The 25,652-nt window shown below is 42.5% G+C and carries 17 protein-coding genes and 2 pseudogenes; 11 read left to right on the forward strand and 8 right to left on the reverse strand.

The window, feature by feature from the left end:
* Positions 1-211 precede the first annotated feature (211 nt).
* The 4 genes from kdpA to ACYTXL_RS01790 all read left to right on the forward strand — a co-directional run bounded on the left by kdpA (position 212) and on the right by ACYTXL_RS01790 (position 6,335).
* A complete protein-coding gene (gene kdpA / locus ACYTXL_RS01775; RefSeq protein ID WP_461923232.1) occupies positions 212-1,897 on the forward strand; it encodes a potassium-transporting ATPase subunit KdpA in 1,686 nt (561 codons plus the stop codon).
* A 343-nt stretch (positions 1,898-2,240) separates the two neighbouring features.
* A complete protein-coding gene (gene kdpB, locus ACYTXL_RS01780; protein WP_461923265.1) occupies positions 2,241-4,346 on the forward strand; it encodes a potassium-transporting ATPase subunit KdpB in 2,106 nt (701 codons plus the stop codon).
* 38 nt (positions 4,347-4,384) lie between these two features.
* Positions 4,385-4,984: a K(+)-transporting ATPase subunit C gene (gene kdpC, locus ACYTXL_RS01785; RefSeq protein ID WP_461923233.1), complete on the forward strand. Its 600-nt coding sequence runs from the start codon at positions 4,385-4,387 to the stop codon at positions 4,982-4,984.
* A 163-nt stretch (positions 4,985-5,147) separates the two neighbouring features.
* Positions 5,148-6,335 (forward strand): universal stress protein, encoded by a 1,188-nt coding sequence (locus ACYTXL_RS01790; RefSeq protein WP_461923234.1) that lies wholly within the window; start codon positions 5,148-5,150, stop codon positions 6,333-6,335.
* On the opposite strand, the gene ACYTXL_RS01795 is transcribed toward ACYTXL_RS01790, so the two are convergent.
* The 3 genes from ACYTXL_RS01795 to ACYTXL_RS01805 form a co-directional block, all read right to left on the reverse strand.
* On the reverse strand, positions 6,307-7,806 hold the full coding sequence (locus ACYTXL_RS01795) for a carotenoid oxygenase family protein (protein WP_461923235.1): 1,500 nt from the start codon (positions 7,804-7,806) through the stop codon (positions 6,307-6,309). The two genes, ACYTXL_RS01790 and ACYTXL_RS01795, sit on opposite strands and share 29 nt — an antisense overlap.
* A 134-nt stretch (positions 7,807-7,940) precedes the next feature.
* Complete coding sequence (locus ACYTXL_RS01800; protein WP_461923236.1) at positions 7,941-9,356, reverse strand: folate/biopterin family MFS transporter; 1,416 nt, start codon at positions 9,354-9,356, stop codon at positions 7,941-7,943.
* A 583-nt stretch (positions 9,357-9,939) separates the two neighbouring features.
* A complete protein-coding gene (locus tag ACYTXL_RS01805; protein ID WP_461923237.1) occupies positions 9,940-10,737 on the reverse strand; it encodes an Npun_F0296 family exosortase-dependent surface protein in 798 nt (265 codons plus the stop codon).
* A 251-nt stretch (positions 10,738-10,988) separates the two neighbouring features.
* Here ACYTXL_RS01805 and ACYTXL_RS01810 point away from each other — a divergent pair, with 251 nt between their 5' ends.
* The 4 genes from ACYTXL_RS01810 (at position 10,989) to ACYTXL_RS01825 (ending at position 17,167) form a co-directional block, all read left to right on the forward strand.
* Positions 10,989-12,281 (forward strand): anhydro-N-acetylmuramic acid kinase, encoded by a 1,293-nt coding sequence (locus ACYTXL_RS01810; protein WP_461923238.1) that lies wholly within the window; start codon positions 10,989-10,991, stop codon positions 12,279-12,281.
* 208 nt (positions 12,282-12,489) lie between these two features.
* Positions 12,490-12,936 carry a hypothetical protein gene (locus tag ACYTXL_RS01815; RefSeq protein ID WP_461923239.1) on the forward strand — a complete coding sequence of 149 codons (447 nt, stop codon included), beginning with the start codon at positions 12,490-12,492 and terminating at the stop codon, positions 12,934-12,936.
* Between the two features lie 676 nt (positions 12,937-13,612).
* Positions 13,613-14,659, forward strand: coding sequence for a glycosyltransferase family 2 protein (locus ACYTXL_RS01820; protein WP_461923240.1), 1,047 nt, complete (start codon positions 13,613-13,615; stop codon positions 14,657-14,659).
* 951 nt (positions 14,660-15,610) lie between these two features.
* Complete coding sequence (locus ACYTXL_RS01825) at positions 15,611-17,167, forward strand: serine/threonine protein kinase (protein WP_461923241.1); 1,557 nt, start codon at positions 15,611-15,613, stop codon at positions 17,165-17,167.
* Between the two features lie 471 nt (positions 17,168-17,638).
* Here ACYTXL_RS01825 and ACYTXL_RS01830 read toward each other — a convergent pair whose 3' ends face one another.
* From ACYTXL_RS01830 to ACYTXL_RS01845, 4 genes are all read right to left on the reverse strand, one after another.
* Positions 17,639-17,836, reverse strand: a complete 198-nt coding sequence (locus tag ACYTXL_RS01830; RefSeq protein WP_104908243.1) for an NblA/ycf18 family protein — start codon at positions 17,834-17,836, stop codon at positions 17,639-17,641.
* A 663-nt stretch (positions 17,837-18,499) separates the two neighbouring features.
* Entirely contained in the window at positions 18,500-19,237 is a 738-nt protein-coding gene (locus tag ACYTXL_RS01835; RefSeq protein ID WP_461923242.1) for a PP2C family protein-serine/threonine phosphatase, read from the reverse strand.
* 23 nt (positions 19,238-19,260) lie between these two features.
* Entirely contained in the window at positions 19,261-20,946 is a 1,686-nt protein-coding gene (locus ACYTXL_RS01840; protein WP_461923243.1) for an ABC1 kinase family protein, read from the reverse strand.
* A 142-nt stretch (positions 20,947-21,088) separates the two neighbouring features.
* Positions 21,089-21,412: a DUF6825 family protein gene (locus tag ACYTXL_RS01845; RefSeq protein WP_461923244.1), complete on the reverse strand. Its 324-nt coding sequence runs from the start codon at positions 21,410-21,412 to the stop codon at positions 21,089-21,091.
* Positions 21,413-21,817: 405 nt separating this feature from the next.
* Between ACYTXL_RS01845 and ACYTXL_RS01850 the strand changes: the two genes are divergently transcribed.
* The 3 genes and pseudogenes from ACYTXL_RS01850 to ACYTXL_RS01860 form a co-directional block, all read left to right on the forward strand.
* Entirely contained in the window at positions 21,818-22,168 is a 351-nt protein-coding gene (locus ACYTXL_RS01850; protein WP_461923245.1) for a protein kinase domain-containing protein, read from the forward strand.
* Positions 22,159-22,569, forward strand: a pseudogene (locus ACYTXL_RS01855) (Uma2 family endonuclease); the annotation flags it as partial. The gene ACYTXL_RS01850 and the pseudogene ACYTXL_RS01855, both read left to right, overlap by 10 nt.
* Positions 22,570-22,752: 183 nt before the next feature.
* Positions 22,753-22,866 (forward strand): annotated as a pseudogene (locus ACYTXL_RS01860) (type II toxin-antitoxin system HicB family antitoxin); the annotation flags it as partial.
* 47 nt (positions 22,867-22,913) lie between these two features.
* Here ACYTXL_RS01860 and ACYTXL_RS01865 read toward each other — a convergent pair.
* Complete coding sequence (locus ACYTXL_RS01865) at positions 22,914-25,643, reverse strand: CBS domain-containing protein (protein WP_461923246.1); 2,730 nt, start codon at positions 25,641-25,643, stop codon at positions 22,914-22,916.
* Positions 25,644-25,652: the final 9 nt, after the last annotated feature.

Consider the following 25,652-nt stretch of genomic DNA (forward strand, 5'->3'; position numbering starts at 1 on the left):
GTATTGTATAAACAAATAATCCTAACTAGTGAAATAGATGAATTAAGAGTAAAAATTAAATATTCTTAACAAAAACTTTAGCAAGTATCTGGAAAATAGTCAGAACTGAAAATAGTAAATCCCTCGAAATCAAATACTCCAACAGTTAATCTGTTATTTCTAAGAATTCGCTTGCTAGGACTTAACTTAAATTTAATTGAGCGCAAAATCTATGGAACAAGGTTTTTTGCAAATTGGCTTAACGCTGTGTATTGTCATAGCAATCACTCCGCTATTCGGAAGATATATAGCGCGTGTCTTCTTGGGAGAAAAGACACTGCTTGATTTTTTAATGAACCCCATAGAGCGAAGTATGTTCATACTAGCGGGTGTTCGGAGAAAGGATGATATGACGGGTTGGCAATATATCCGGGCTGTAATATGCAGCAACTTCCTTATGGGGGTTTCAGTGTATTTACTGATATATTTTCAGAGACTCTTACCGTGGAATCCTAACGGCTTCGGTGCTACCACCTGGGATGTATTATTGCACACAACTATTTCCTTTGTGACGAATACCGATCAGCAACACTATGCTGGTGAGACAACCTTAAGTTATTTTAGCCAGGTAGCGGCTTTAGGCTTTTTGATGTTCACCTCCGCAGCCACGGGGTTATCTGTGGGAATTGCCTTTATTCGCGGGTTGACGGGTAGAGGATTGGGAAACTTTTACGTCGATCTCGTCCGTGGAATTACGCGAATATTGCTGCCGATTTCGATTATTGGTGCGATCGCCTTACTTCTAGCAGGTGTACCACAAACATTAGCTGGGACTCTGGATTTAAAAACCTTGGATGGCGGGACACAATATCTTGCCAGAGGGCCAGTGGCATCCTTTGAAATGATTAAACTTTTAGGCGACAACGGCGGAGGCTTTTTTGGCGTAAACTCAGCTCATCCCTTTGAAAATCCCAATGGCGCTTCTAACTTGATAGAAATGATCGCTATGATTTCTATACCAGCAGCCTTGATTTACACTTACGGTATATTTGCTAACAATATCAAACAAGCTTGGCTACTTTTTTGGATGGTGTTTGTAATTTTTGTAGTTCTAGTGGGAGTAACAGCCGTGGGAGAACTGCAAGGTAATTCCCTTGTTAATAACGCCTTGGGATTAGAACAGCCTAATTTAGAGGGTAAAGAAGTTCGATTTGGCTGGGCACAAACGGCATTTTGGGCAGTGATGACTACTGCTACTATGTCTGGTGCTGTGAATGGGATGCACGATTCTTTGATGCCGCAAGGAATATTTTCGACTCTATTCAACTTGTTTATCCGCGTTATTTGGGGTGGTCAGGGAACTGGAACAGCTTACTTATTTATTTACTTAATTCTCACAGTATTCCTAACTGGACTAATGGCAGGACGCACCCCAGAGTTTTTAGGACGCAAAATTGAAAAGCGGGAAATCGTCCTCATCGGCGTAGTGCTGTTGATTCACCCAATTCTAGTTTTGATTCCCAGTGCGATCGCCTTGGCTTATCCCATCTCCCTATCTGGAATTAGCAACGCTGGCTATCACGGTGTTTCGCAAGTAGTTTATGAATACGCCTCAGCAGCAGCAAATAATGGCTCCGGCTTAGAGGGGTTGAGGGATAACACCCTGTGGTGGAACTTGAGTACTTTACTTAGCTTAATAGGAGGACGCTACATTCCGATGATTGCCATCTTGTTGTTAGCTGACGGTATGTCTAGCAAACAACAAGTACAAGAAACCCGTGGTACCCTCAGAACTGATTCTCTGATATTTACTAGTATCACGGCTGGAGTCACACTGGTTTTAGGAGTGTTGACTTTCTTTCCCGTTCTGGCTTTAGGCCCCATAGCAGAGGGTTTGAAACTAGCATCTGGCGGTTAGAAAAGTTATGAGTTATGAGTTATGAATTATGAGTTTGGAATTAAGAGAATACCAAAAAATAAATAAATTATCCGGTTTCGTAGTTTCGTAGGGTATGTTAACGATCACGTAACGCACCATCCGATGAAGGTGACTTAGTAACGCACCCTACAGGTTGGATCTATTTTTTATTGTAAGTTCCTAATAACTCCTAACTCCTGTACAGACGCGATTAATCGCGTCTCTAACTCCTGTACAGACGCGATTAATCGCGCCTCTAACCCCTGTACAGACGCGATTAATCGCGTCTCTCCTCCTGTACAGACGCGATTAATCGCGTCTCTCCTAACTCCTAACTTTATTTATAAATCAAGTGGCAACTAACTTCAAAGCTAGACGCCCAAATTATCGTCCTGGCGATCGCCGCCAAGCACGTAAAAAGGCTAGGGCAAGTAATAAGTGGCTGTACTTCAGGGCAATTAGAGAGGCTTTTGTCAAGCTAAACCCTAAGTATGCAATTCAAAATCCAGTGATGTTTGTGGTTTGGGTGGCGACAATCATCACCCTATTGCTAACAATTGATCCCGATCTATTTGGCCCAGCCCTGCAAAAGAACCCGCAAGTTTTTAACGGCTTGTTGTCCGGGATTTTATTCTTTACAGTTTGGTTTGCCAATTTTGCTGAAGCATTGGCACAAGGAAGGGGTAAAGCCCAAGCCCATGCCTTGCGTTCAACTGTGGCAGAGGCGATCGCTAAAAAACTTGCTTCCGACGGCACAATTAGCGAAGTTTCCTCCACCAGCCTCAAACAAGGCGATACCATCTACGTCGTTGCTGGCGATATCATCCCCGCCGACGGCGAAGTAATCATGGGTGTCGCCTCCGTGGATGAAGCGGCAATTACTGGGGAATCTGCACCAGTATTAAAAGAATCAGGCTCAGACGTTGCCAGTTCTGTCACTGGGGGGACGCGGATTATTTCAGATGAACTAATTATCTACATCACATCTGACCCAGGCAAAGGTTTCATTGACCGGATGATTGCCTCCTTAGAAGGGGCAGAACGCAGCAAAACACCCAATGAAATTGCCCTAACGGTATTGTTGGCAGTTCTCAGCTTAATGTTTTTGTTTGTCGTGGTAACTCTACCCGCACTTGCTTACTATGTCAACAGTCCAGTCAGCATCCCAATTTTGATTGCCCTGTTAGTGGCATTAATTCCGACGACCATTGGCGGCTTATTAACTACTATCGGCATTGCTGGTATGGATCGAGTTGCCCAATTTAACGTCATTGCCACCTCAGGACAAGCAGTCGAAGCCTGTGGTGATATCAACACTTTAATTCTCGACAAGACAGGTACAATTACCCTCGGCAACCGCCAAGCGGAAGAGTTTATTCCCATCAACGGTTATTCAATCTCGGAAATTGCTAATGTTGCGTGGGCCGCTAGTCTCTTTGATAATACACCAGAAGGTAAATCCATTGTAAGACTGGCAGAAAATTTAGTAGCACGGTTTGATTTTGACTCCACTCAGGCCGAAGCAGTTGATTTTTCTGCCAAAACACGCATGAGTGGCACAAACTTAGCTGGTGGACATGAGGCCAGGAAGGGGGCAGTAGGAGCCATTAAAGGATTTGTCCGTTCCCGCAACGGACGCGATACCCCAGAATTGGATGTTGCCTACGAACGAGTTTCTCGTCTAGGAGGTACACCCCTAGCAGTCAGCCTAGATAACGAAATCTATGGGATTGTTTATCTTAAAGATATTGTCAAACCTGGTATCCGTGATCGCTTTGAGCAACTGCGACGGATGGGAGTGCGTACCATCATGCTAACTGGAGACAACCGAATTACAACTTCTGTCATTGCCAAAGAAGTTGGGGTGGATGACTTCATTGCCGAAGCCACACCAGAAGACAAAATCAGCGTCATTAAAAAGGAACAAGTAGCAGGTAAACTGGTTGCCATGACCGGAGATGGGACTAACGATGCTCCAGCTTTAGCTCAAGCTAACGTCGGCATTGCCATGAATACAGGGACGCAAGCTGCAAAAGAAGCCGCCAACATGGTCGATTTGGACTCCGATCCCACAAAGCTGCTTGAGATCATTAGCATCGGCAAACAATTGTTGATTACTCGCGGCGCATTGACGACATTTTCGATCGCTAATGATATTGCTAAATACTTTGCAATTATCCCAGTGATATTTGTCGCTGCTAACCTGCAAACCCTGAATATTATGAATTTGACTAGCCCTAAGTCTGCTGTACTATCAGCGCTGATTTATAATGCTTTAATTATTCCAGCTTTGATTCCCTTGGCATTGAAGGGTGTGCGATTTAGACCCCTGACAGCTAATCAGCTAGTCCAACGCAATCTCTTAATTTATGGCTTAGGTGGGATGATTGCGCCGTTTATCGCCATTAAGTTGCTCGATATACTAATTACAGTTGTGGGCTTGGCTTAAGTTAAAAATAAAATATTAGCAGCAATTGGAAAATTTTTATGGCTATTATTCGAGAAACCATCAGAGCAATTTTCATAACTCTGATGCTTTGGTTGTTGACTGCAATCATCTATCCTTTGATAATCCTTGTAGTGGGTCAAGTTTTTTTACCCTATCAAGCCAACGGCAGCATCATGCTGAATCTAAATAATCAACCAATTGGTTCGGCTTTAATTGGTCAGGTGTTCACATCTGAGCGATATTTCCATCCTCGTCCCAGTACTGTTAGATATAGCCAAGGAAAAAAAGCCAAGCCAACTGGCATATCTGGAGCCAGCAATCTCGCTGCTAGCAATCCAGAGCTACTAAAGCGGATTTTAGAACAGGCAAATCAATTGCGAGACGAAAATCTTAACCCGATCGCTGATATAATTTATACTTCTGGCTCCGGTTTAGACCCCCATATTTCCTTCAAAGCAGCACGGCAGCAATTGACGCGGGTTGCTGGTGCGCGGGGAATAAAAGACAATGAGATCCTACCTTTAATTAATAAGTATACTGATGAAAGATTTTTAGGGATTTTTGGCGAACCGGGAGTCAATGTTCTCCGATTGAATTATGCTCTTGACTTGCAAGATATTAATCGTCAGCAAAATTAAGAAATGGGGAGTGGGGCGTTAGGAATAAATAGATCACTTTTTCGTTACTCTCTAGGCTTCTGCGTGAACCATAAGATTTTTGTTTTAAAATATTCGTGCAAGACAAAAAGTCATAAAAATTTCTTTTCCCTACTCCCCATTCCCTATTTTCAAGGCAGGTCTAATGTCAGATAATACTAATACTGGTTCGGCTGGCACTCCTTTAAATTCTGCAAGTTACTCGCTTTATCCGCCACGACGACGGGGCAAGCATAAAATCTTTATTGGCATGGCTCCTGGAGTAGGTAAAACTTACCGGATGCTGGAAGAGGGACATGCACTCAAACATGAAGGAATTCATGTCGTCGTTGGGCTTTTGGAAACCCACGGACGCAAGGACACAACTGAGAAGGCAAAGGGACTGGACATTTTACCCCGCAAGCAATATCTTCAGGATGGGTTGATGCTAACGGATATGGATACAGATGCTATTTTAAAGCGATCGCCCCAATTAGTCTTAATCGATGAACTTGCCCATACTAATGTCCCTGGTTCACCACACGAAAAACGCTACGAAGATGTAGAAGTAGTTTTAGCAGCAGGTATTGATGTCTACTCTACAATGAATGTGCAACACTTGGAAAGTCTCAATGACCTAGTAGCCCGAATTACAGGTGTAGTAGTTCGTGAGCGAGTTCCTGACAGGATTCTGGATGATGCAGATGAAATAGTACTAGTAGATGTCACACCCGAAACGCTACAAGAACGATTATTAGAAGGGAAGATTTATGCACCCGACAAAATCCAACAATCCCTGGATAATTTTTTCCACCGCCGTAACCTGATTGCTTTGCGGGAGTTGGCTTTGCGCGAAGTAGCAGACAACGTGGAAGAAGATGCGATCGCCACTATCCGTAACAGCCAATCCTGTAATATTCACGAGCGAGTTTTGGTATGTATATCCACTTATCCCAACTCAGTGCAGTTGTTACGTCGGGGTGCAAGGTTGGCTAATTATATGAGCGCCCCACTTTATAGCTTGTTCGTTGCCAATCCAGAACGCTTCCTCACCAAAGGGGAAAGCCTACATATTGACACTTGTGAGAAACTTTGTAAAGAATTTGAAGGTACTTTTCTTCATGTTACCAACAGTAACGTCGCCAATGCGATCGCTGAAGTCGCCGAGAAATATCGGATCACCCAAATTGTAATTGGTGAAAGTCAGCGATCGCGCTGGCAAATGCTCCTTAAAGGATCTTTGACGCAAAAATTAGTCCGCTTGCTCAAAAATATCGATTTGCATATCATTTCTAGCGAAAAAATGGTTTCACCCAAAGAGGGGATCAAATTTCTCCAAAAACCTCGTAAGTAAAGCTCCCATGCAGACCGTAGGGGATATGATGTTTAAGATGTAGCCGCGCCATCGCACATGCAGAAAAATCACTAGCATCCAAAATTACCAAATCTGAGCGGTGATGGGCAGCATCATAAACCAAAGCTAATACCCAACCATCATCTTCCTTTTCGGAACCTGGACGCGGCACAAAAATTGGCTCACCCACAAAACCACGGGGTGCAGCACTCCAAAGTTGTCTTTTACCAGACTCTAAATCAATTTTCAGCAATGCTTGTAAGGGAGCATTACCAGTCTCTGCATGAGCCGCACCTATATATAGATATCGATAAGGGTGTCCCACATTCGCCGGATGTATGCTGGGAAATTCACAACAACGGCCATCAATCAATTCCCCCCGTACTGTCCCATCCTTTAGATTCAAATAAAATCGCCAGAGTTGCCCAGGTGAGAGCGCCTCAAAATCAACTTGTCGAAAATCGCTTTTAGGTTCGATTTTTGATAAATCTTGGTAAGAAATGGAGTCAATTAAAACTTCGTCTCCTACCTCAAAAGCATTGACATGATGGAAGACGAAACCCGACTGAGTTTCTAGAATTTTTATCTTTTCTTGCCCTTCTTTGGGGAAGCGGGGAATAATTAAAATTTGAGTTGGCTGATTTGGCTGAAATTTGATACATTCTCCCGCCGCACGTATTCCCAAGGCCAAAGGTATAGGATTAAAGGTGACAGGATTTTGAAAGAAGATACAGTAATTGCGAGTAATGACAAAATCGTGGATGAAAGAGAAACCTGGAACCTTATGAGCGTGCTGTCTGACAATTTCACCTGCTGGGTTTAGCTCAAAAATAGTAATTGTGGTAGATAATCCCGGCTTAATCGAGAAATTTACCAGGCAAGGTGCGCCGCCATCTTGATCACAATTCTTTTCCAAGCGGGGATGTGCAGCGAAAGCTTCACCTGCTGACAAAGCACCATTAAAATATTCATTCCCCAAGGTTTCAAGAGTATAGGGATCGAGGCGATATGCTTCAGACGCTTCCCACAGTGCTAGCAGTTTACCACCCCAATAGATAACATTTGTATTGGCGATATTTTTGAGTTTGAAGTCAAAGATATTAGCTAGCCAACCGCCGGGTTTTTCAGTCCCAAAAGTACCGCGATAGAGAATTTTCCCCGCTTTTTGCTCTGCCAAATAGCCAGTTGTGCGGACAAAGCGGTTGCGAAAATGAGCGCGGCCGTTGGTAAAGGTAATTTTGCTAATCATCCCATCCCCATCAAATGGGTGATGAAGAAGTTGCCCATTCACATCCAACAAACCGGGGCCATTTCTAAACAGCGTACCTTGTAATTCTCTGGGAATTTCTCCTTCTATATCATCAATCCAATAATCAAACTCTTGCGTGAGCGATTGATATCCTCCTTGCCAGTCTCCACGAGTATAGGATTTTTCTGTAACTGGGCTTTCTTGACTTTTAAAACTCTGCATATACTTTCTTTTTTACTGTTACTTTGCACGAAAATATATAGCCGCTAGAAAAGAATTTCTTTATGACTTTGCTAGCGCCTCCTTTCCCTTGGCAGAAGACCGCACTTACTCAATCTTGTGTAATATTTATTACGCTATTCAACGATTTTTGACTCTGATTCTCTCAGTACCAATTCAGACATCAAATCAGGCAAAAACGATTGTTCCCCATCTTTGGGTATCTCAGTTTGCTCCTCAGCCGCAGGTAGCCACTTGATGAATGGTAGGGGTAACAGTGTGCTGAGATTAGTAATTACCACCAATATCCAAAGTGACTCAAAGTTTGTTGCAGTGATCCCCAGCCAATAGGTGATTAATGCCCCCAATGCCTGGGAAACCGTTGCTGCTGAATTAAACACCGACATTAACAAAGCAAATAATGTCGCTTCCACACCAGAGGGACAAAGCCTTGCTGCTAACACCATCACTTGCATAAAGGCAATTTTGCCCATCACAGAGAGAATAAGACTATCACCCAAACTAAACCAGTGGTCATCTATATTTAACAGCCTGTTTGTGTGAGTCACTAACAACAGCATCGTCATCCCCAAAATTGAGGAAAGGACAGTACTCCAAGCAAAAATCACGCGAAAAGGGATGCTTTTGAGGTAACGTTGAAAAATCAAAACACCTGCTAAAGAAGCGAAACTTGTTACCAAATGCACCCGTCCTAAAAACTCTGGTTCAAAGTGTAGTTCGTTGGTAGAGAAGAAGAAAAAGGCTGAGTCTGCATTTGGCGTAGCTTGCCAGATGAAAATAAATGCCGTTGGTAGCCAAATTGATTTTTGGGTAATGGCTTGGCGTAGCTGCCCCAATTGATGTTTGATTGATAGAGAGTTAGGATGATTACTGTCTTTAGCATCTTTGTTAACGGGGGATTCAGCAATTAACCAAGCTACCCCTGAAACGATCAGAGGGAATAAGGCGGTAATCCCAAAGACAGTACGGGTAGTAAAGTATTGCAGCAGCAGACCGCTAAAGTATGCTGTTATTAAACCTCCGATCGCAGCAGCACCCCAGCACAGAGATTGTAGTGAACCTGCTTTCGCTTGTGATTCGCCTCTAGCTCGTTCCACAACCAGCGAGTCAACTATAACATCACTCATGGCTACAGAGAGAGAACTAAGGGCGATCGCTAACGTCGCTGCCCAGGTAGTATGAACTATTGTCGCCAGACTCACCCAAGAAACAGATCCCAGTATCCCGGATAAAATCAAGTAAGGACGCCGACGATAGCCAAATATCGGCAAGCCATCAGAGATAAAACCAAACACCGGCTTGATCATCCAAGGTAGAAAGACAATTCCCAATAGCGCCGACACTTGAACTGGACTCAGTAGCAGTTCATCTTTGAGGAAAAAGCTAACAGCTAGACGCGATAACCCTAAAATTCCTTGGACAAAGTAAACCGTGAGAATTGCAATTAACTCTGCATTAGGTTCATTACCCAAGAAGATTTTTTGTGTTAATGAGTCTTTGACCTTGGACAAGCCAGATGATTGAACCACCATTTGATAAATATTTTTTAAATTTTATTTACTTTTCTATCATATCGATTCTTCAGATGTGGGTTTTCTGTAAGCTGTCTCCTTTTAAGTAAGTGAGTGTGAATAATTAAAGGTTTGTAGTCAGGGCTTCAGCCCGGAAAATAGCGCTGAAGTCCTGAGTAAGAGCCAATTTCATTAATTTTATATTGCCTAAGATAGTTTGATTTATTCTTGCCCACTTACTTATTTCTTTTTTAAGTATTCTTTAAGACTTTCTTAACTGCTTTTCTTTCTTCCAGCAAGACGCCTTAGACGTATTGCTACTCTGAAAGCTTGCTATGCTTTGAGTGTAAGAGAAGGGTGATCATAAGGATTAGGGCGAACCTACCGTCAGTAAGCTCGCCCTAACTTGTATTTAATGTTGAATTGTCGTTGAAAGTTTTGAAATCCTGTTTACGGCACGTTACGCCAACGTGAAGCCTGGGTTAGGGTGTAGAGAAAATCAGGAGAATTTACAAAATCATTGATAAAACATAAGACTATAACCTCTCATGCACAGTTTGTCAACCCCAAGTCAGGAGGGTGACTTCCTGGCTTAGGCATCCACTTATGACAATTGCAAAACTGACTTTTTGTTGACTCGACGAGTCAGAACTGAAGTAGCACCCACAAAACCAATCACAAAAACTCCTAATACAGAAGAAGACTCAGGAACTGCTGTGATAACTATATTACCGGTAATACTCTTGTAGCCAGTGGCGACTGTGTGATTATCTGATTCAAAACCAGTTCCGCCAACATTGCTGAATTGAACCTGATCAAAAGTTCCGGCAACATCGTAGAAGTTGATGAACGCAAAGGGTTCTCCAGAATCCTGATTTTTGAATGTCGAATTAGGATTACCGTAGTAGCTGCTTTTATTTGCTAACCCTGCGATATAATTAACCACATCAGCAGTAGTTATAGTTTCTATAACCTTACCTTGTGAAAGAAATGTCAGTACGTTATTAGCGTCTCCCGCAGACCACCAAAGTCCAAAGTAACTTTCTGGGGTTGTCAAATTTAGGGTAGAAACCGTTTGACCAGATATGTTGGCGTTTACATCAAAATATTTGCCTGTTCCACCAGCACCGCCATATTGATCTGCATTCTGGATCAGAGTATTCGTGTAGCTACCAACATTTGTCGTTCCATCATTCGATTGAAAGCCTGCTGTACTGTAACCTGCTGTTTGTGCATCAAAAGTTTGTACATGATAATTCACAAGATTTGATGATTGTGCATTTTGTACGCCTGCATTTTCTATTGATACCGTAAAAGACGAAGCCATTACAGGACGGGTAAGAGTAGCTAAGGACAAAACGACACCAGAAGCGATCGCGAACTTAATTAAAAGACTTTTCATTTGACAATTCTGCTCGAATTTAAAATTTTTCTCGTGCAACACTCATTGTCCGAGGTGCTTCGAGATTTCAACATCAGAATAATTACTACTTTTGCGATTTGACTCCGCGTAGAGAAAAATGTAATTTATTACATTTCATTTAGAGGAAAATTACTGATATTATGTTCTCTGATGTCAATAGCTTTATATAGAAAGCGCAAAGTTATCAGTGCTAAATTGTAAACAAACTTTTTTTTATAAAAGGTGCATAAATGCATCCGACTGAAACAGCTGCTGTCTTTACTCGCGTTATCGGTTTAATTAGTGGCACATCCGTAGATGGCATAGACGCTGCCTTGGTAGAAATTTCCGGTACAGAATTGGATCTGAAAGTTGAGTTGCTAGCTGGGGTAACATATCCCTATCCAGCCGAACTTAGAGAAAGAATATTGGCAGTTGGTGCAGGCGTTGCGATCTCAATGGCAGAATTGGCAGAAATAGATGATGCGATCGCCATTGTGTTTGCCCAAGCCGCCCAAAATATTCAAATTGCTCATCAGCCAGCCACTCTCATTGGCTCCCACGGTCAGACGGTTTATCATCGACCACCTGCGAATAGGGGAATCGGGAAGAAAACCACTCCCCACTCCCATTCGGCTACGCTCACGGCAAGCCCACTCCCTAGTACAGACGCGATTAATCGCGTCTCTCCCCACTCCCCACTAGGTTATAGTCTGCAACTAGGGCGCGGTGCATTAATTGCCCATCTTACGGGTATTACAACTGTGAGCAACTTCCGCGTTGCTGATATCGCTATTGGTGGTCATGGTGCGCCCCTCGTGCCGAGAGTAGATGCCTATTTACTCAGTCATCCCCAGGAGGGTCGTTGTATTCAAAACATTGGTGGTATTGGTAATGTTACTTATATTCCACCTCGGCATGGCGACTGGCTTTCAAAAATTCGCGCTTGGGATACTGGCCCAGGAAATAGTCTATTGGATCTAGCGGTGGAACATTTAAGCGCTGGTGCTAAAACTTACGATGAAGATGGAAATTGGGCAGCGAGTGGTACTCCTTGCCATCTCTTGGTAGAACAATGGCTCAACCAAGACTACTTTTATCTACCGCCGCCCAAATCCACTGGTCGAGAGTTATTTGGTGTGACTTATATGCATCAGTGTTTAAAAGATGCCCAAGCATACCAACTTAATCCTGCCGACATATTGGCAACTCTCACCGAACTTACAGCTGCTTCAATTGTTCATAGTTACCGCACTTTTTTGCCGTCAATGCCCCAACGGGTATTATTATGTGGCGGTGGTAGTCGCAATCTCTATTTGAAACAAAGATTACAGTTGTTGTTGACATCAATACCAGTCTGGACTACAGATGAAGTTGGCTTGAGCGCAGATTTTAAAGAAGCGATCGCCTTCGCAGTTTTAGCCTACTGGCGAAATTGGGGTATTCCTGGCAACCTACCTACTGCGACTGGGGCACCTCAAGAAGTGCTTTTAGGAGAAATTTACCAAGGTCATGATTCAGTGCTGAGTGCTGTTAGCGGATAGCTAAGGTTTAGCCCGTGCTGAGACAGGAAAAACAATTAACAATTCAAAATTAAATACATTTTCAGAGCATTGGGAAGAAAGCAACTTCTTCGCCATGCCCAAAAACTCCATCCCCTTGTGGGTGGAGTTTTTTATTCTTCACTTCATTACTCAGTACTGCTATAACTGTAGTCTTGGCGGCACTCGATCAAGGCAGGGAATATAAAAGGTGGCTCATACTTTTTTATTGGAACCAGGACGCTGGGCAATACAAGGAAATTGGCTGGAACGTAATGGGATGCCAATCAGCGTCAAGGGTATGACCTTAATAGCTTGGAATCGAGATAACTGGTTCACTATGGCCACAAAACTAATATTTCCTGGTAGCGATCGCTCGGAAATCTCTTTGCAATACAAGGGGCGGTTGCATGATGGAGAACGTCAGTATACTTTTTTACTCCAACATAATCTTTTGGGGCAGGTTGAAGGCGAAGGCTGGATTGGTCTAGATACTATTGTACAGCATTACCAGGTACTAGGCGATCGTCAGCGTCGTAGTGGGTTTGAAACCCTACACCGAATTTCGCAAGATACATACTACCTCAGTAGTGGTGTCTTGGCTGGTCATTTTTTAACTAACACAATGGAAGCTAGCCTAGAGCGTCAGTCAACCTAAAAGCAGTAAGTAGCTAGTACAGCACTGCGAAATTGAGCAAGGCAATTACTAGAGTCACACAATGCAAGGATTTTAGATTGACCCTAACAATCAAGTCACTAGCTCTGTTAAGCTAATCGTCATTCATTTTTCCAGAATGATTCGCTTGTAGTAAAGGCTACCCTACGGGAACGCTTCGCGAACAGCCCTGTTATTATGCAACTTAAATGCCGATTAGCTTATTTAATTTTAGACTTCGGCGTGAGCGCTCAGTCGAACGCTTTTGGATTAAAGAATTATTCTCGCTCCTCTAAAAATTCCGCGAAAAAAGCTTTATCTTGATATGACGCTTTTAAGGGGTTAAGTGCTGCCTGGCAAAAGGTATCCTTTGGAGAAAAGTTTGTGATCTATGGAATCATCTCATGCCTCACCTTAACGAGTAATCGTTTATTCTCACCTAACTACTAAGTTTTAACTAAGTAGGCAAGAATAGATCAAACTATGTTACGCAATGTAAAATTCATGAAATAGACTCTTAGTAAAGGGTTCCAGTCCTCAAAATAGCGTTAAAGTCCTGACTACAAACCTGGAATTATTTATATCTACGTACTTATTGTAAAAAAATAAATTTCAACTTATCATCAGGGTTCTAGCATTTTGCTCTAACCATGTAGTCAGTAGTCTGGAGTTCAGTTTCATGAATCCTAAAGTGTCAGTGATTATCCCTGCTTACAATACTGAAGCTTATATTGCCAAGGCAATAGAGTCAGCCTTAAAGCAAACGCTCACTGATATTGAAGTTATCATGGTCGATGATGGTTCAAGTGATAAAACTGTAGAAGTCGCTAAAAGTTTTACTGACCAACGTCTTAAAGTGATAGTTAATCAACAAAATCTTGGGGTTTCTGCTGCGCGTAATCGAGCCATCACAGCAGCTCAAGGAGAATGGGTTGCTGTTCTTGATTCAGATGACTGGTATGCTCCTGAAAGATTAGAAAAGCTTGTGGTGCTGGCAGAGGAAACAAATGCCGATATGATTGCTGACGATCTTTATTTAATCAAAGATGGTGCAACATCTCCTTGGAGTACATTGATTCAAGAAAGTGGAGAAGATGTAGAGATAGATAAAGTTCTCCAAATTGATATCGTTAATTTTGTAGAAACTGATGTCTATGGACAACCAGGGTTGCATCTTGGTTTAAGCAAGCCTATATTCAAACGAGAATTTCTGGTTAAGCACGGCATTCAGTACGATGAAACCATAAGAATAACTGAGGACTTTTGGCTTTATATGAAATGCTTAATCAATGGCGCTCGCTTTTTTCTGGTGCCAAAACCCTATTATTTCTATCGATCACGCCCCAATTCTATTGTACATCAAGGCATATTATCACGTCTAAATCAATGCTGCATAGCGACTAATTCTTTCATGCAACAAGAAGTTGTGAAAAAAAATCCAGCTTTAATGCGTGCTATCTCTTATAATCTTGCAGTCTTTAAGAAAAATCTAGCTTACTTTCAAGTTGTAGTCCCTATAAAGCAAGGAAAATGGGTAACAGCATTCACAGAATTGAGCAAAAATCCATACTTTTTTTCTGATTTTATTCCCCGATTTAACAAGATTATCCAACGTCGAATTCAATACTATGCAATGGGTAATAAATTAGTTTTTGACATGTCTTATAACCTACAGAGAAAACGAAAAACGACCAATCAGTATTATCACAGTTTTATTAAGAAATAACACCTGCTTACGTAGTCAGAATGATCCCGAAGATTAAAAACCTAGTCAGCCAATAAGTATCTATGATTATCCTTACTTACAAAACAAAGGCAGAGGACAGTCTTGCTGGAGGTAAAAGGAAAATCCTAATCAAGCAAAACTTTAATTGTGGGTCATAGACCACTAAAATAACAGTTAGAAATTCTAAGAAGCTAGAGGATTATTTATGAGGTATGAGGGCTTGGATCTGATAAAATCTTCCCAGCACGCCTTCATATTGCCCCCTCAGGCTTTATTGATATTCAAGACTCCGCACTCATTACTCAGCTATTAGAACTCTGTAGTGACTGTGGTACTACCTAATTAGGGTTTTTGGCAGATCCTAGAGTTATCTATTTAGTCAAAATTGGGCAGACTAAAACTATACGACAATTAAAGTGCAAAATGGTACAAAGCCTCATTATAAATCTACCCTTTCTGCTTGTTTGAACTAGGATGTTGCACCAGTTGTAATAACCGTCTCGGTTGCAAACTGCCAGATAATGGTTTCAATCCTCTAAAAGAAGACTGAAAAAAGCTAGTACAGCACTGCCTAAATAGAGCAATGATTGGAAATCGCACAAAAGCCTATCCTATAAGCTTTTTAACGAGTATCGTGGGTTTAAGTCCCCCGGTTCTATAATCGGCAAGTATGTAAGTCTTGTTCTAAATCCCCGTTACAAAACTTAATTACTGTCTTCTCTACGAGACGCTCCGCGAAGGTGGCGTTAGCAAGTCCGCGTTGGCGTAGCCTCTCGCAGAGAGCGTCATTACGAATTACGAATTACGAATTACGAATTATTTAACTTCCATTTCTGCCTGGCGGTACAAGCCGAAAAAGTCATTTATTTATAGGCGCAATAATTCAGATATCAGTTTGAATGCACTTTTCCTCCCAAACACTTACAATCTGCTTTTAGATTTAAATTCTCTATGTCAGACCCCAACATTGGTCGCTTACTCAGCAAACGCTACCAACTCCAGGAGTTAATCGGTACTGGAGCAATGGGTCGGGTTTATCGTGCTAAAGATACTTTGTTGGGAGGTGTACCCGTTGCCGTTAAGTTTCTCGCCATATCAATCCAAAATGAAAAGCTGCGATTGGAAGATCGGTTTGAGCGAGAAGCAAAAACCTGTGCTTTACTAGGGCAAAAAAGCATCCACATTGTCCGAGTTATGGACTATGGCGTAGATGACAATAATACGCCGTTCTACGTGATGGAATACTTACAAGGACAAAGCCTGAACAATATTATTCGCAAGCAACGAGTGCCTTTACCAAGATTCCTGAGTATGGCGCGTCAACTTAGCCTGGGGTTACAGTGCGCTCATGATGGTATCCCAGTTGATGGTACAATTTGCCCAATTATCCATCGTGATGTCAAGCCAAGTAATATACTGGTGATTCAAGATCAGAGTTTCGGAGAATTGGTCAAGGTTCTAGATTTTGGTATTGCTAAGTTATTACACTCAGATGGCGACCAGACAAAATTTTATTTGGGGACATTGGCTTATTCTTCTCCCGAACAGATGGAGGGTAAAGAATTAGACAACCGTGCTGATATTTATAGTTTGGGCGTGATGATGTTTGAGATGCTCACAGGCAAAATGCCACTGGTGGCATCAACTCACTCTTTTGGAGCGTGGTATAAAATACATCATTATCAAAAACCACGTTCTTTTGCTGAGATTGCGCCGGGATTAGAACTACCAAAAGAAATCGAAAATTTGGTGATGAGTTGTCTAGCTAAAATACCACGCGATCGCCCCCAGAATATCGCTGAAATCCTCGGAGTTTTAGCATCTCTAGAAAAGCCTGAGCATACACCCATGCTTAAGCAAGACAGCGATACCCTAGTTCCTGCTATTACAGTTAGCCCTAAGCTTGTTGAACAAAAGACAAAAGCCGATTTGCACGCATCCGGGTCAAACGATGAAATAGCTCGGGCTATTTCCTGGCCTGAAAATAAACCGATTGCCGATATTGTGTTTCCCCAGCCCATTCATACCAATGGGGAGGTTTTACCAGCTCTGTGGGTGATGCTACCGCAAGAGGAAATTCAAAAGCGCTTACTCTGTACCCGCTATAACCAATTTCTTTTCATTTCTATTCCTTATCCCATGCTGCTATGGATTACTGTGATCTACAACCGCAAACATGGCGCTAAATGGTTACCTTATTACCTTGATCTCAAAACCAGTATTGGTCAAGAAATTGCCCGGTTACTACACCATACAGGTTATTATCGCCTGTTGTTCTTTGGACGAGAAGCACCAAATCACTGTACCCATATCTTATCTTCCAGCATTGCTTCTGCCCAGTGTCAACGACTGCAAGAGTGGGTCGCAATCAGCAATACATTGATATCCTCTGCCGACCCGCAACTTAGTAAAAGATTACTCAAAAGCGAGTACGAAAAGATCAAGCCTCAAATTCTGGCAAAACTGGAAGGTATTGATACAGATTCTCCACACGATCTTTGCAGCTAGGCATAATTTCCTAATGTTACATATTTGAGATGCAACTAAGGTGTAGACACTCCAAGAATGTAAACTTTTATAAACAAAATATATATAAATATGTAAGTTCCGGTTATATGTATAAAGAGCGAAATAAATAGCTGCCAAAGCAGTGCTATCTAAATTCTCTCTGGCTATTCGTGTGTACATATTCTAGATGATTATAAATTTACGCAGGTGTGATTCTCAGACTAGACGAAACAAAAATAAGTTTGGCTAAAGCAAACAATAAATTTAGCCGATAAATCTAAACTTAGGTCTAGACTTCAGCAGATGTGCGGTAGACAATGTTTACTTATTCTTAGTTAATTTCGGTAATTGAAATTTTGCGCCGCTTTTGTGGAATTGTTTATCGAAGTTGACGCCCCGACAGCCCCAGCTCTTTTCCTCTTTGGAACCAAGCAAGAGAAGGAGGTCGTCCACTGCGACATCAGAACGACTCTATGCCATAGTGGAACCGGAATCTAAGCCCCACTGGTGCTTAAGAAGCTCTTGATAAGTTGCCTCGCGCACTACCATTTGCTCATAAAGCTTCACCAAAAAGTCTTTAGCTTGATCGTGACTCATATTTTGCACCTGAGTAGAAAACGAGCAGATACTGAATTGCTGTTCCAAGGATAGTTTCATTGGTTGGTTCATAACTTAACTCCGAAAAAACAAAGCGTAAAGGTGATATCGCTCACAGAAGTCCAAATGAGATAATAGTTGGACTTGTAACTGTCCAACATTTGTTCCTCTGTATTAAGAAAGATAACAATTGTTTGACAGGTTTGCCCACATTCTAAATGCGGAATTTTTCTGCTCTGATATTTTGCACCTAATCCTATTGATATACCACCCAAGTCAGGCGAACCATATTCCAGAAAATAGGCTCTATTTGGACTCAGATAGGTATAACTACCTCTTTGACTACTTCCTGCTTTGCATAACCTTCTTTGAGGAGAAGAGCATATGCTATCCTTAGCCCTCGATTAGTTTTTCTTAAACAGAAAAACTAATATGCTGTCTGCCCCAATATCGATGAAACTTCGCAGGATTCGGATTTTAAGCAGGTTGGGGAATTAATGGTAATAAGCGTGAATTATAGCCGCTTTACCTTATTACGTGCAAGAAGTCAATTTACCCATTTATGCAAATTTAGCCTCATTAGGTCACTTTGCATGCTAAAAGTATTTGTATCAAATTGTAAAAAGGAAAAATGCTCACGCTGAACAAATTGCTGAGTATATTTACTTGATTAGTCATTGCTTATTGTCCTTTGCCTTGGACAATAAGCAATGACTAATGACCAATGACTAATAACTAATGACTATTTTCTTCGAGTGAGACGATGACAACTGTGATGTTATCGTGCCCTCCGTGTTCTTTGGCAGCCTCAACTAAAGAAATGGCGGCTTTATCAACCCAAGGGGTGCCTTGGAGGCAGCTAGCAATCTTCTGTTCCACAAGTTCTTCCGTGAGACCATCACTACATAGCAATAAGCGATCGCCAACTTTTACATCCAGTGGTTGCAGATCAATCTGATGCAAGTCTTCACGCCCCAAACAGCGAGATAATACATGACGAAAAGGATGTAACCGTGCTTCATCTAAGGTGATATCACCGATTTTGATTGCCCGTGCTACCCAAGTGTGGTCTTCCGTTACCTGTTCTAATTGCGACTCTCGGAAGCGATAGAGGCGCGAATCGCCAACATGACCGCACCAGGGCGACTCTGGGGAGCGAAAAATTACCGCTACAACCGTTGTACCCATGTCGGCGCGTTCGGGATGATTTTGCTGATCGTGCAAAATTGCTTGGTTGGCACCCCATAAAGCCTGCTCTAGCAATTCTTGGGAAGACTTAGGAGATTGCCAATTTGCCACTAAATACGCTTGAATTTCCTTAGTAGCAATCCGACTTGCCTCCTCGCCTCCGGCATGACCACCCATGCCATCGGCGACAACGAAAAACCGCCCATCTGGGTCAATATAGTAAGCATCCTGATTATTAGAACGAATAAGTCCCGGATCACTAAAACCCGTGAAATTAAGTTTCATAAATTTTTTTTTGAGAGTAACAATTAATACATACGATCGTAACGGTCGAGGCGGAAAAGTAGTCGGATTAGGATCACTGAAAGCCCTGCTGCAATTAAACCAGGGACTAGTGCCCACCATGCATGATTGCTAACCACTAAGATCGTAGCTGAAAGTGTGAAACCACTGATTAACAGAGCATAACTTATTGAAAGTTGAATACTGCTCTGCCGCCGCAAAAGCCGTTCAGTTTCTATAGAGCGAACGCGGAGGCGGATATCTCCCCGCTCAAGCTTTTCTAGCGTATCCTCTAACCTACGTGGTAGACCAAACGCAGTACTACTTACTTGAGCTGCTTGACGACTTAATTCGTTAAGAAAGCTATTCCCCTCAGAACCATTCATATCGGTCATAAGCTGCATTGCATATGGTTTGGCAACTTCCATAAAGTTAAACTCGGGATCTAAACCTTTGCCTACTCCTTCGAGAGTAGAAAAAGCTCGCATCACAAAAGTAAAAGTTGCTGGAAATCTAAATGGCTGATTATAAGCTATTTCGTAAAGATCGTCACTAATTGCTGCGACTGATTGATTTTCAAAGGGCTTATCCATGAAATGATCCAGCATGTACTGGACGGAACGGCGCACTGGGCTGATGTCATCCGTTGGGGCGATCGCACCTAAATCGATCAGAGACTGCACAACGCGATCGCCGTCTTTTTGGGCAATACCAAACAGGGTTTGCATCAATCCTTCGCGGACATTGGCTTTAATCCGCCCCATCATCCCGAAATCGTAGAATATTAAAGCCCCACTTCCACTAACGGCAATATTGCCGGGGTGGGGATCGGCGTGGAAAAAGCCACTATTGAGTAACTGTATCAAGTAGGCTTGAGCGCCTTGACGAGCGATCGCCTTTCGATCTAAACCTGCTGCTTCTAAAGCTTCGTATTGGCTAATTTTAATTCCAGGGAGATATTCCAAAGTTAGCACTCTAGAAGTTGCATAACGCCAGTATATTCTGGGAACGTTTACCCAATCGTAGCCGCGAAAGTTCCGGCGAAAAGTATCGGCGTTACGACCTTCGTTAAGATAATCAATTTCTTCCCAAAGAATGCGACAACACTCTTCGTAAATACCTAACCAATCTCGCCCTTTACCCCATTTGGGATGGTTTTGAAAGTAGCGGGTAATTCCCTTGAGAATTTGTAAATCTATTTCAAATAACTTCTTTAGTCCAGGACGTTGCACTTTGACGACAACCGATTCCCCACTATGTAGCACAGCTTTGTGTACTTGCCCCAAGCTAGCAGCAGCTAAGGGAATAGCTTCAAAATTATGGAATAGTTCAGGAATTTTTTTGCCTAGTTCTTTCTCAATGGTCGCTTCTACTTGCTCATAGCTAAATGCCGGTACTTTGTCTTGTAATTTGGCTAATTCTTCTACATATTCACCAGGGAATATATCAGCACGGGTAGAAAACAATTGCCCGACTTTGATGAAGGTTGGTCCTAAATCCAGCAGGGTATTACGAATCCAAACCGCCTGGGTTTTGCGTCTTGCGGCTTGCTTTACTTCTGTGACTCCACCCGCGTAACTCCAAGATTTGTTGTATAGCCAAAGCTTGAACATTAAGGTCAAGACAAAAGACCAAATGTCCACAAAACGCCGTCTGCTAGAGTACTTTTCCCGATTCCAACGGTATGCCTGATCTGAATAACCTTGTTCCATATACTTTGTGTACCGTTGGTTTGTAACCGAATCACTTGGAAGAAAAGACACTCTGATTCCTAAACTGTTTTTGCTCAAGTGCCATTTGTCTTTTGCCCTTTGTCATTTGTACATAATTTTTGACCAATGACTAATGACAAATTTATGCAGAAGCTCGGCGATAATGTTGCAATTCTGTGCGTAACAGGGCAATTTCTGCTCGTAATTCATCAATGTCTGCTTGCAAGTCAACTGATTCAGAACTGGCTTGCCGACTTGTGGTAGATTGACCACCATTAGCTGCTTCTGCTGCCCGATTTGCCCGCTCTAGGACTTCATCTGTAAACTGGCGCAACTGCTCTCTAGCTTCGGCATCAAATTTGCCCAAATCACTCAAAGCATCGGTCAAGGCGACCTCTAAACGCTCATTAACTACTTCAGCTACCGCTCTGCCGACGAAAAAGGCTTGCACAAGGGGGTTACTCATAAATTTTTGTGACGTTGATCCGCAAGAGAATTATAACTTGCCAGTATGCTTTACGGCTTCTGCTGGGGAGTTAGAGATTTATGTGACGCGAGGTGCGACTTCAGCCCTGGCAATCGCTTTTTCTATTTCCCCATCTCTATTTTTCCTCACAAACAGTTAAATAACTATTGTTAAAAATATTGATTAATTGATGTGTCTCTGATAGCTTAAGTGTATTTGCGTATTACAAAAACAAGACCGAACGACTGGAAGTCGCGGCTACATAAACGAAGTCCGCCTGCGCGGACTAAATATTCTAGCTTGGGTCGGTAGGCTTTGTACCCTCCGGGAAGCAAGCTACAGGTAGCCGCGATTTTAATCGTCTGCTGCAAGATGTGAACATACCATATTTGTTGCCCTTGAACTATGAATAGCTATCCAGATTTCAGCGAACACGGCTATCAAGTTTTGCGAGAATTGGGACGTAATCGGGAAGGAGGAAGGATTACTTGGCTAGCAGCAAAAGTTGATACAGGGGAACAGATGGTAATAAAGCAGTTTTGCTTTGCTCAAGCTGGTTCCAATTGGTCTGGTTTTGAGGCTCATCAACGAGAAATTAAAGTACTACAAGGACTAACTCATCCCGGTATTCCCCGCTACATAAATTCTTTTGCTACGTCTGATGGCTTTTGTTTGGTGCAAGAATATATCAACGCCCAATCTTTGGCAGAACTCCTCGGTAAGTTTGAAATAGAGGAAGTTAAGCATATACATTAGAATTTGCGGGATTTCATTTAGTAGATGGAAAATATCAACCTTTACAAGCGAATGCACAAGGGCATTTGTGGAGTAAACAATTAGGGTTATACTTGGGAATTCATCAGGGATTATTACGTTGGTTCACACCAGACGAACAATTAGTACCGACACTAGAAGAAACTATCGTGCAGGCACAAGAAACCGCCGCACAAGCACAACAAATCGCCACACAAGCACAAGAAACCGCCGCACAAGCACAACAAAAAGCAGTACAAGCACAAGAAAAAACAGCACAGGTACAAAAAACCGCCGGGCAATTAGTACTAACACTTGAAGAAATAACACAACAGGCACAACAAAAAGCAGAACGCTTGGCAGCAAAACTGCGAGAGTTAAATATCGACCCAGATACAATTTAGAGTGCTGCAAATGCCTACAGCAAACTACGCGATCGCATATAATGTCATAGGCGATCGCTCTATATATATTAATGTTAAGATTTAATTATCATCAGATAGTTAGATTATTTTATGTTCTATAAAGTAAACATTATTATCGAAAAAGATGAAGAGGGGTATTAAGCTTATTCTCCAGAACTTTTAGGCTGTCAAAGTCAAGGCCATTCCTTGGAAGAAGTAAGCTCAAATATCAAAGAAGCTGTTGAAGTTTACCTAGAAACTCTATCAGAGTCAGAGAAACAGGAACTGAATTTATAATCTGTTGCTCAATACTCCACAAATATATGTGCGATCGCTTCACTAATTCATTTAAGATACTGTTGTGCTAAAAACTCCTCAGCCTCAAATTTATCTTTAATCACTCCATCCAAGGTAGCAGCAAGTACATCATCTAATATTTGCCGATACTGCGCCCCTGGTTTGTAACCAAGTTTCTTTAAATCATTGCCATTCAATAGTGGCTGCACATTCGCCCAAACAGTGAAATATTCCCAAATCTGATGTCTAAGCGATCGCGGACTTTGCACAGCGATTAAAATCAGGATTGGTAAATCATACTGTCGTAACAACTGCACTACTTGACTGGGGCGTTGCAAAGTAGGTAATAATGTCATCACCTCAGTTTGCACTTTAGCTAAGTTCTTCAGCCTCGCAATGCTATCCTCTGGCAATTGCAGATTTTTTGCTACTTTCGCCCGATATTCTGCTGCTAGGTGGGCGATTAACGTTTCTAAGCGCATTTCCCAATGGATAAGGGTTGGTTGCGGGTCAAATCGCCGCAAACAGCGTTCTAGCAAACGTAATTGTCGCAGGAGTTCTGCGTCTAGCTTCAGGGAAAGATGGATACATTGCAACGCCCCTAAATTATCGAGTAACTGCAAAGCCGATTTCCAGTAAGGGGCTTCTAGGATGTGTTTTAATTCTGTTTTCAGTCGAGTTTGCAGGGCTGGAGTTCTGCTATTCTCTTGAGCAGTGCGATCATAAACGCCACTGTTGATGGCATAGCGGATAAACTCTTCAGTTTGCGGTTCTATCTGAAATCCGAAGCGCACGGCAAAGCGCACACCACGATAAATCCGGGTAGGGTCTTCGATAAAGCTATTGGCGTGTAAAACCCGAATTTGTTTAGCTTGTAAATCGATTAACCCGCCAAAGAAGTCAAGTAGGGGCACAGCCTGCTGCACCCCTACACCAGCGTGGGGAGTAGTCAGGCGCAAGGCGAGGGCGTTGATAGTAAAATCTCGGCGATACAAATCTTGACGAATGGAACTCGCCTCAACTTCTGGATTTGCTGCTGGATAAGGATAGAATTCTGTTCTAGCAGTGGCAATATCTACCCCTAGAGAATCTAATTCCGGGTCTTTGTGCCACAGCAAAGCCGCAGTTTGAAAAGCCCCGTGGATTTCTAAGCGAGCCGCAGGGTAAAGTTGTTGTAGTGCCTTTGCTAATTCCACACCAGCACCGACATCTGCTGATTTGTGAAAACCATCAACCACAAGGTCAATATCTTTAATCATCAAAGTGCCCGATGCTTGGGCTAATAGCAAATCTCGCACCGCACCGCCCACTAGATAAAGATGCCAACCCCGTTTTTCTGCCTCTTGCGATGCTGTAGTAAGTAATTGCCACAATCGAGGAGTAAGTTTATTTTGCAATTGAGGGAGATTAAGATTACTTTCCCCCCTTCTTCCCGTCTTTGTCTGTTCCCCTCTTCCCCTCTCCTCTTCTCTTTCCTGATGTAATTCCCTCAATACATCAGTACGAGTGACAATACCAACTAATTGCTCATTCTCCAGTACTGGTAAGCGTCCGATATCATAAGTTACCATCACCGACTCAATTTCTGGCAGTGTTGTATCTGGTGTAATTGTTTTCAGATTCCTACTCATGTAACCCTTAACTGGCGCATGACTAAATCCGTGGTGTAAGGCGATCTCAATATCCCGCCGCGAAATAATACCTACCAGTTGCTTTTGAGCATCAACTACAGATAAACCAGAGTGTCCATAGCGTAATAAAATGCGCTGCGCTTCAGCAATTGTGGTTTCAGGTAGAATAGTGCGGACAGGAGAAGACATCAAATCCCTAGCAGTGGGGGGATGGGGAATTTGTGCTTTTATTCCGTCAAGGAGTTGTTTTAATATTGCTTGCGAATCTACTTTGCGTAGGTTCAAAGATGCGGCTTGCGAATGACCGCCGCCACCCAAGAGTTGGAATAATAGGTTGAGATTTGTTTTGGGAATTTGCGATCGCCCAATTACTGTTAAGTGTGAATCACTTTCACCCAAAGGATACTCATTAGCTAATAGTATGGCATCAATCTCAGTTAATTCCACGAGTTCCGAAGCTAGACTTGATAACCCCGGCACAAAACTATCTGTTTTCAGTGTTACCCAAGCAACCGTATATCCATGTAGATAGAGATATTCTAAATTTTCCAGTGCCTCAGTTAATAGCTGCTGCAATTGTAAAGACAAGCCAGGGTCACGGTAGGTAGAAATTACCGACAAACTGGCACCTTGTTGCATCAACCAAGCCAAAGCTAAAGCATCCCGTGGTGTAGACTGGTCAAAGGTCAAGGAGCCAGTGTCAACGTGGATACCCAAAGCCATCACAGTTGCTTCGGCAGGAGTCAGGGAAATTTGTTGTTGTTGCAATTGCTCAACAATTAAAGTTGTAGTGGCTCCCACTGAGGAAATATGCAATCGCGTGGCAAGAATATCTGACTCTTGTCCTAAGTGATGGTCATAAACTATAATCTCTCTTAGATTGGGTAAATCTAACCATTCAGCAGCTTTACCCAAGCGAGCGCGCTGTTGCGTATCCACCACAGTCAGAGAACGAATTTTTTCTGGATTCACCGAACGGCGTTCAATCAGCGAATATTCATCCCGATGCAATGCTAAAAAATCCCGTACAGGAGGGTGAGAACCGCCAGTCAGCACAATCTTACTTCCCGGTAGTAGGCGTGTTAGCCCTACTGCTGCTCCTAGTGCGTCAAAATCTGCTGTTGTGTGGCAAAGAATTAAATCCATAGTTAAGAG

This window comes from Nostoc sp., assembly GCF_054880495.1.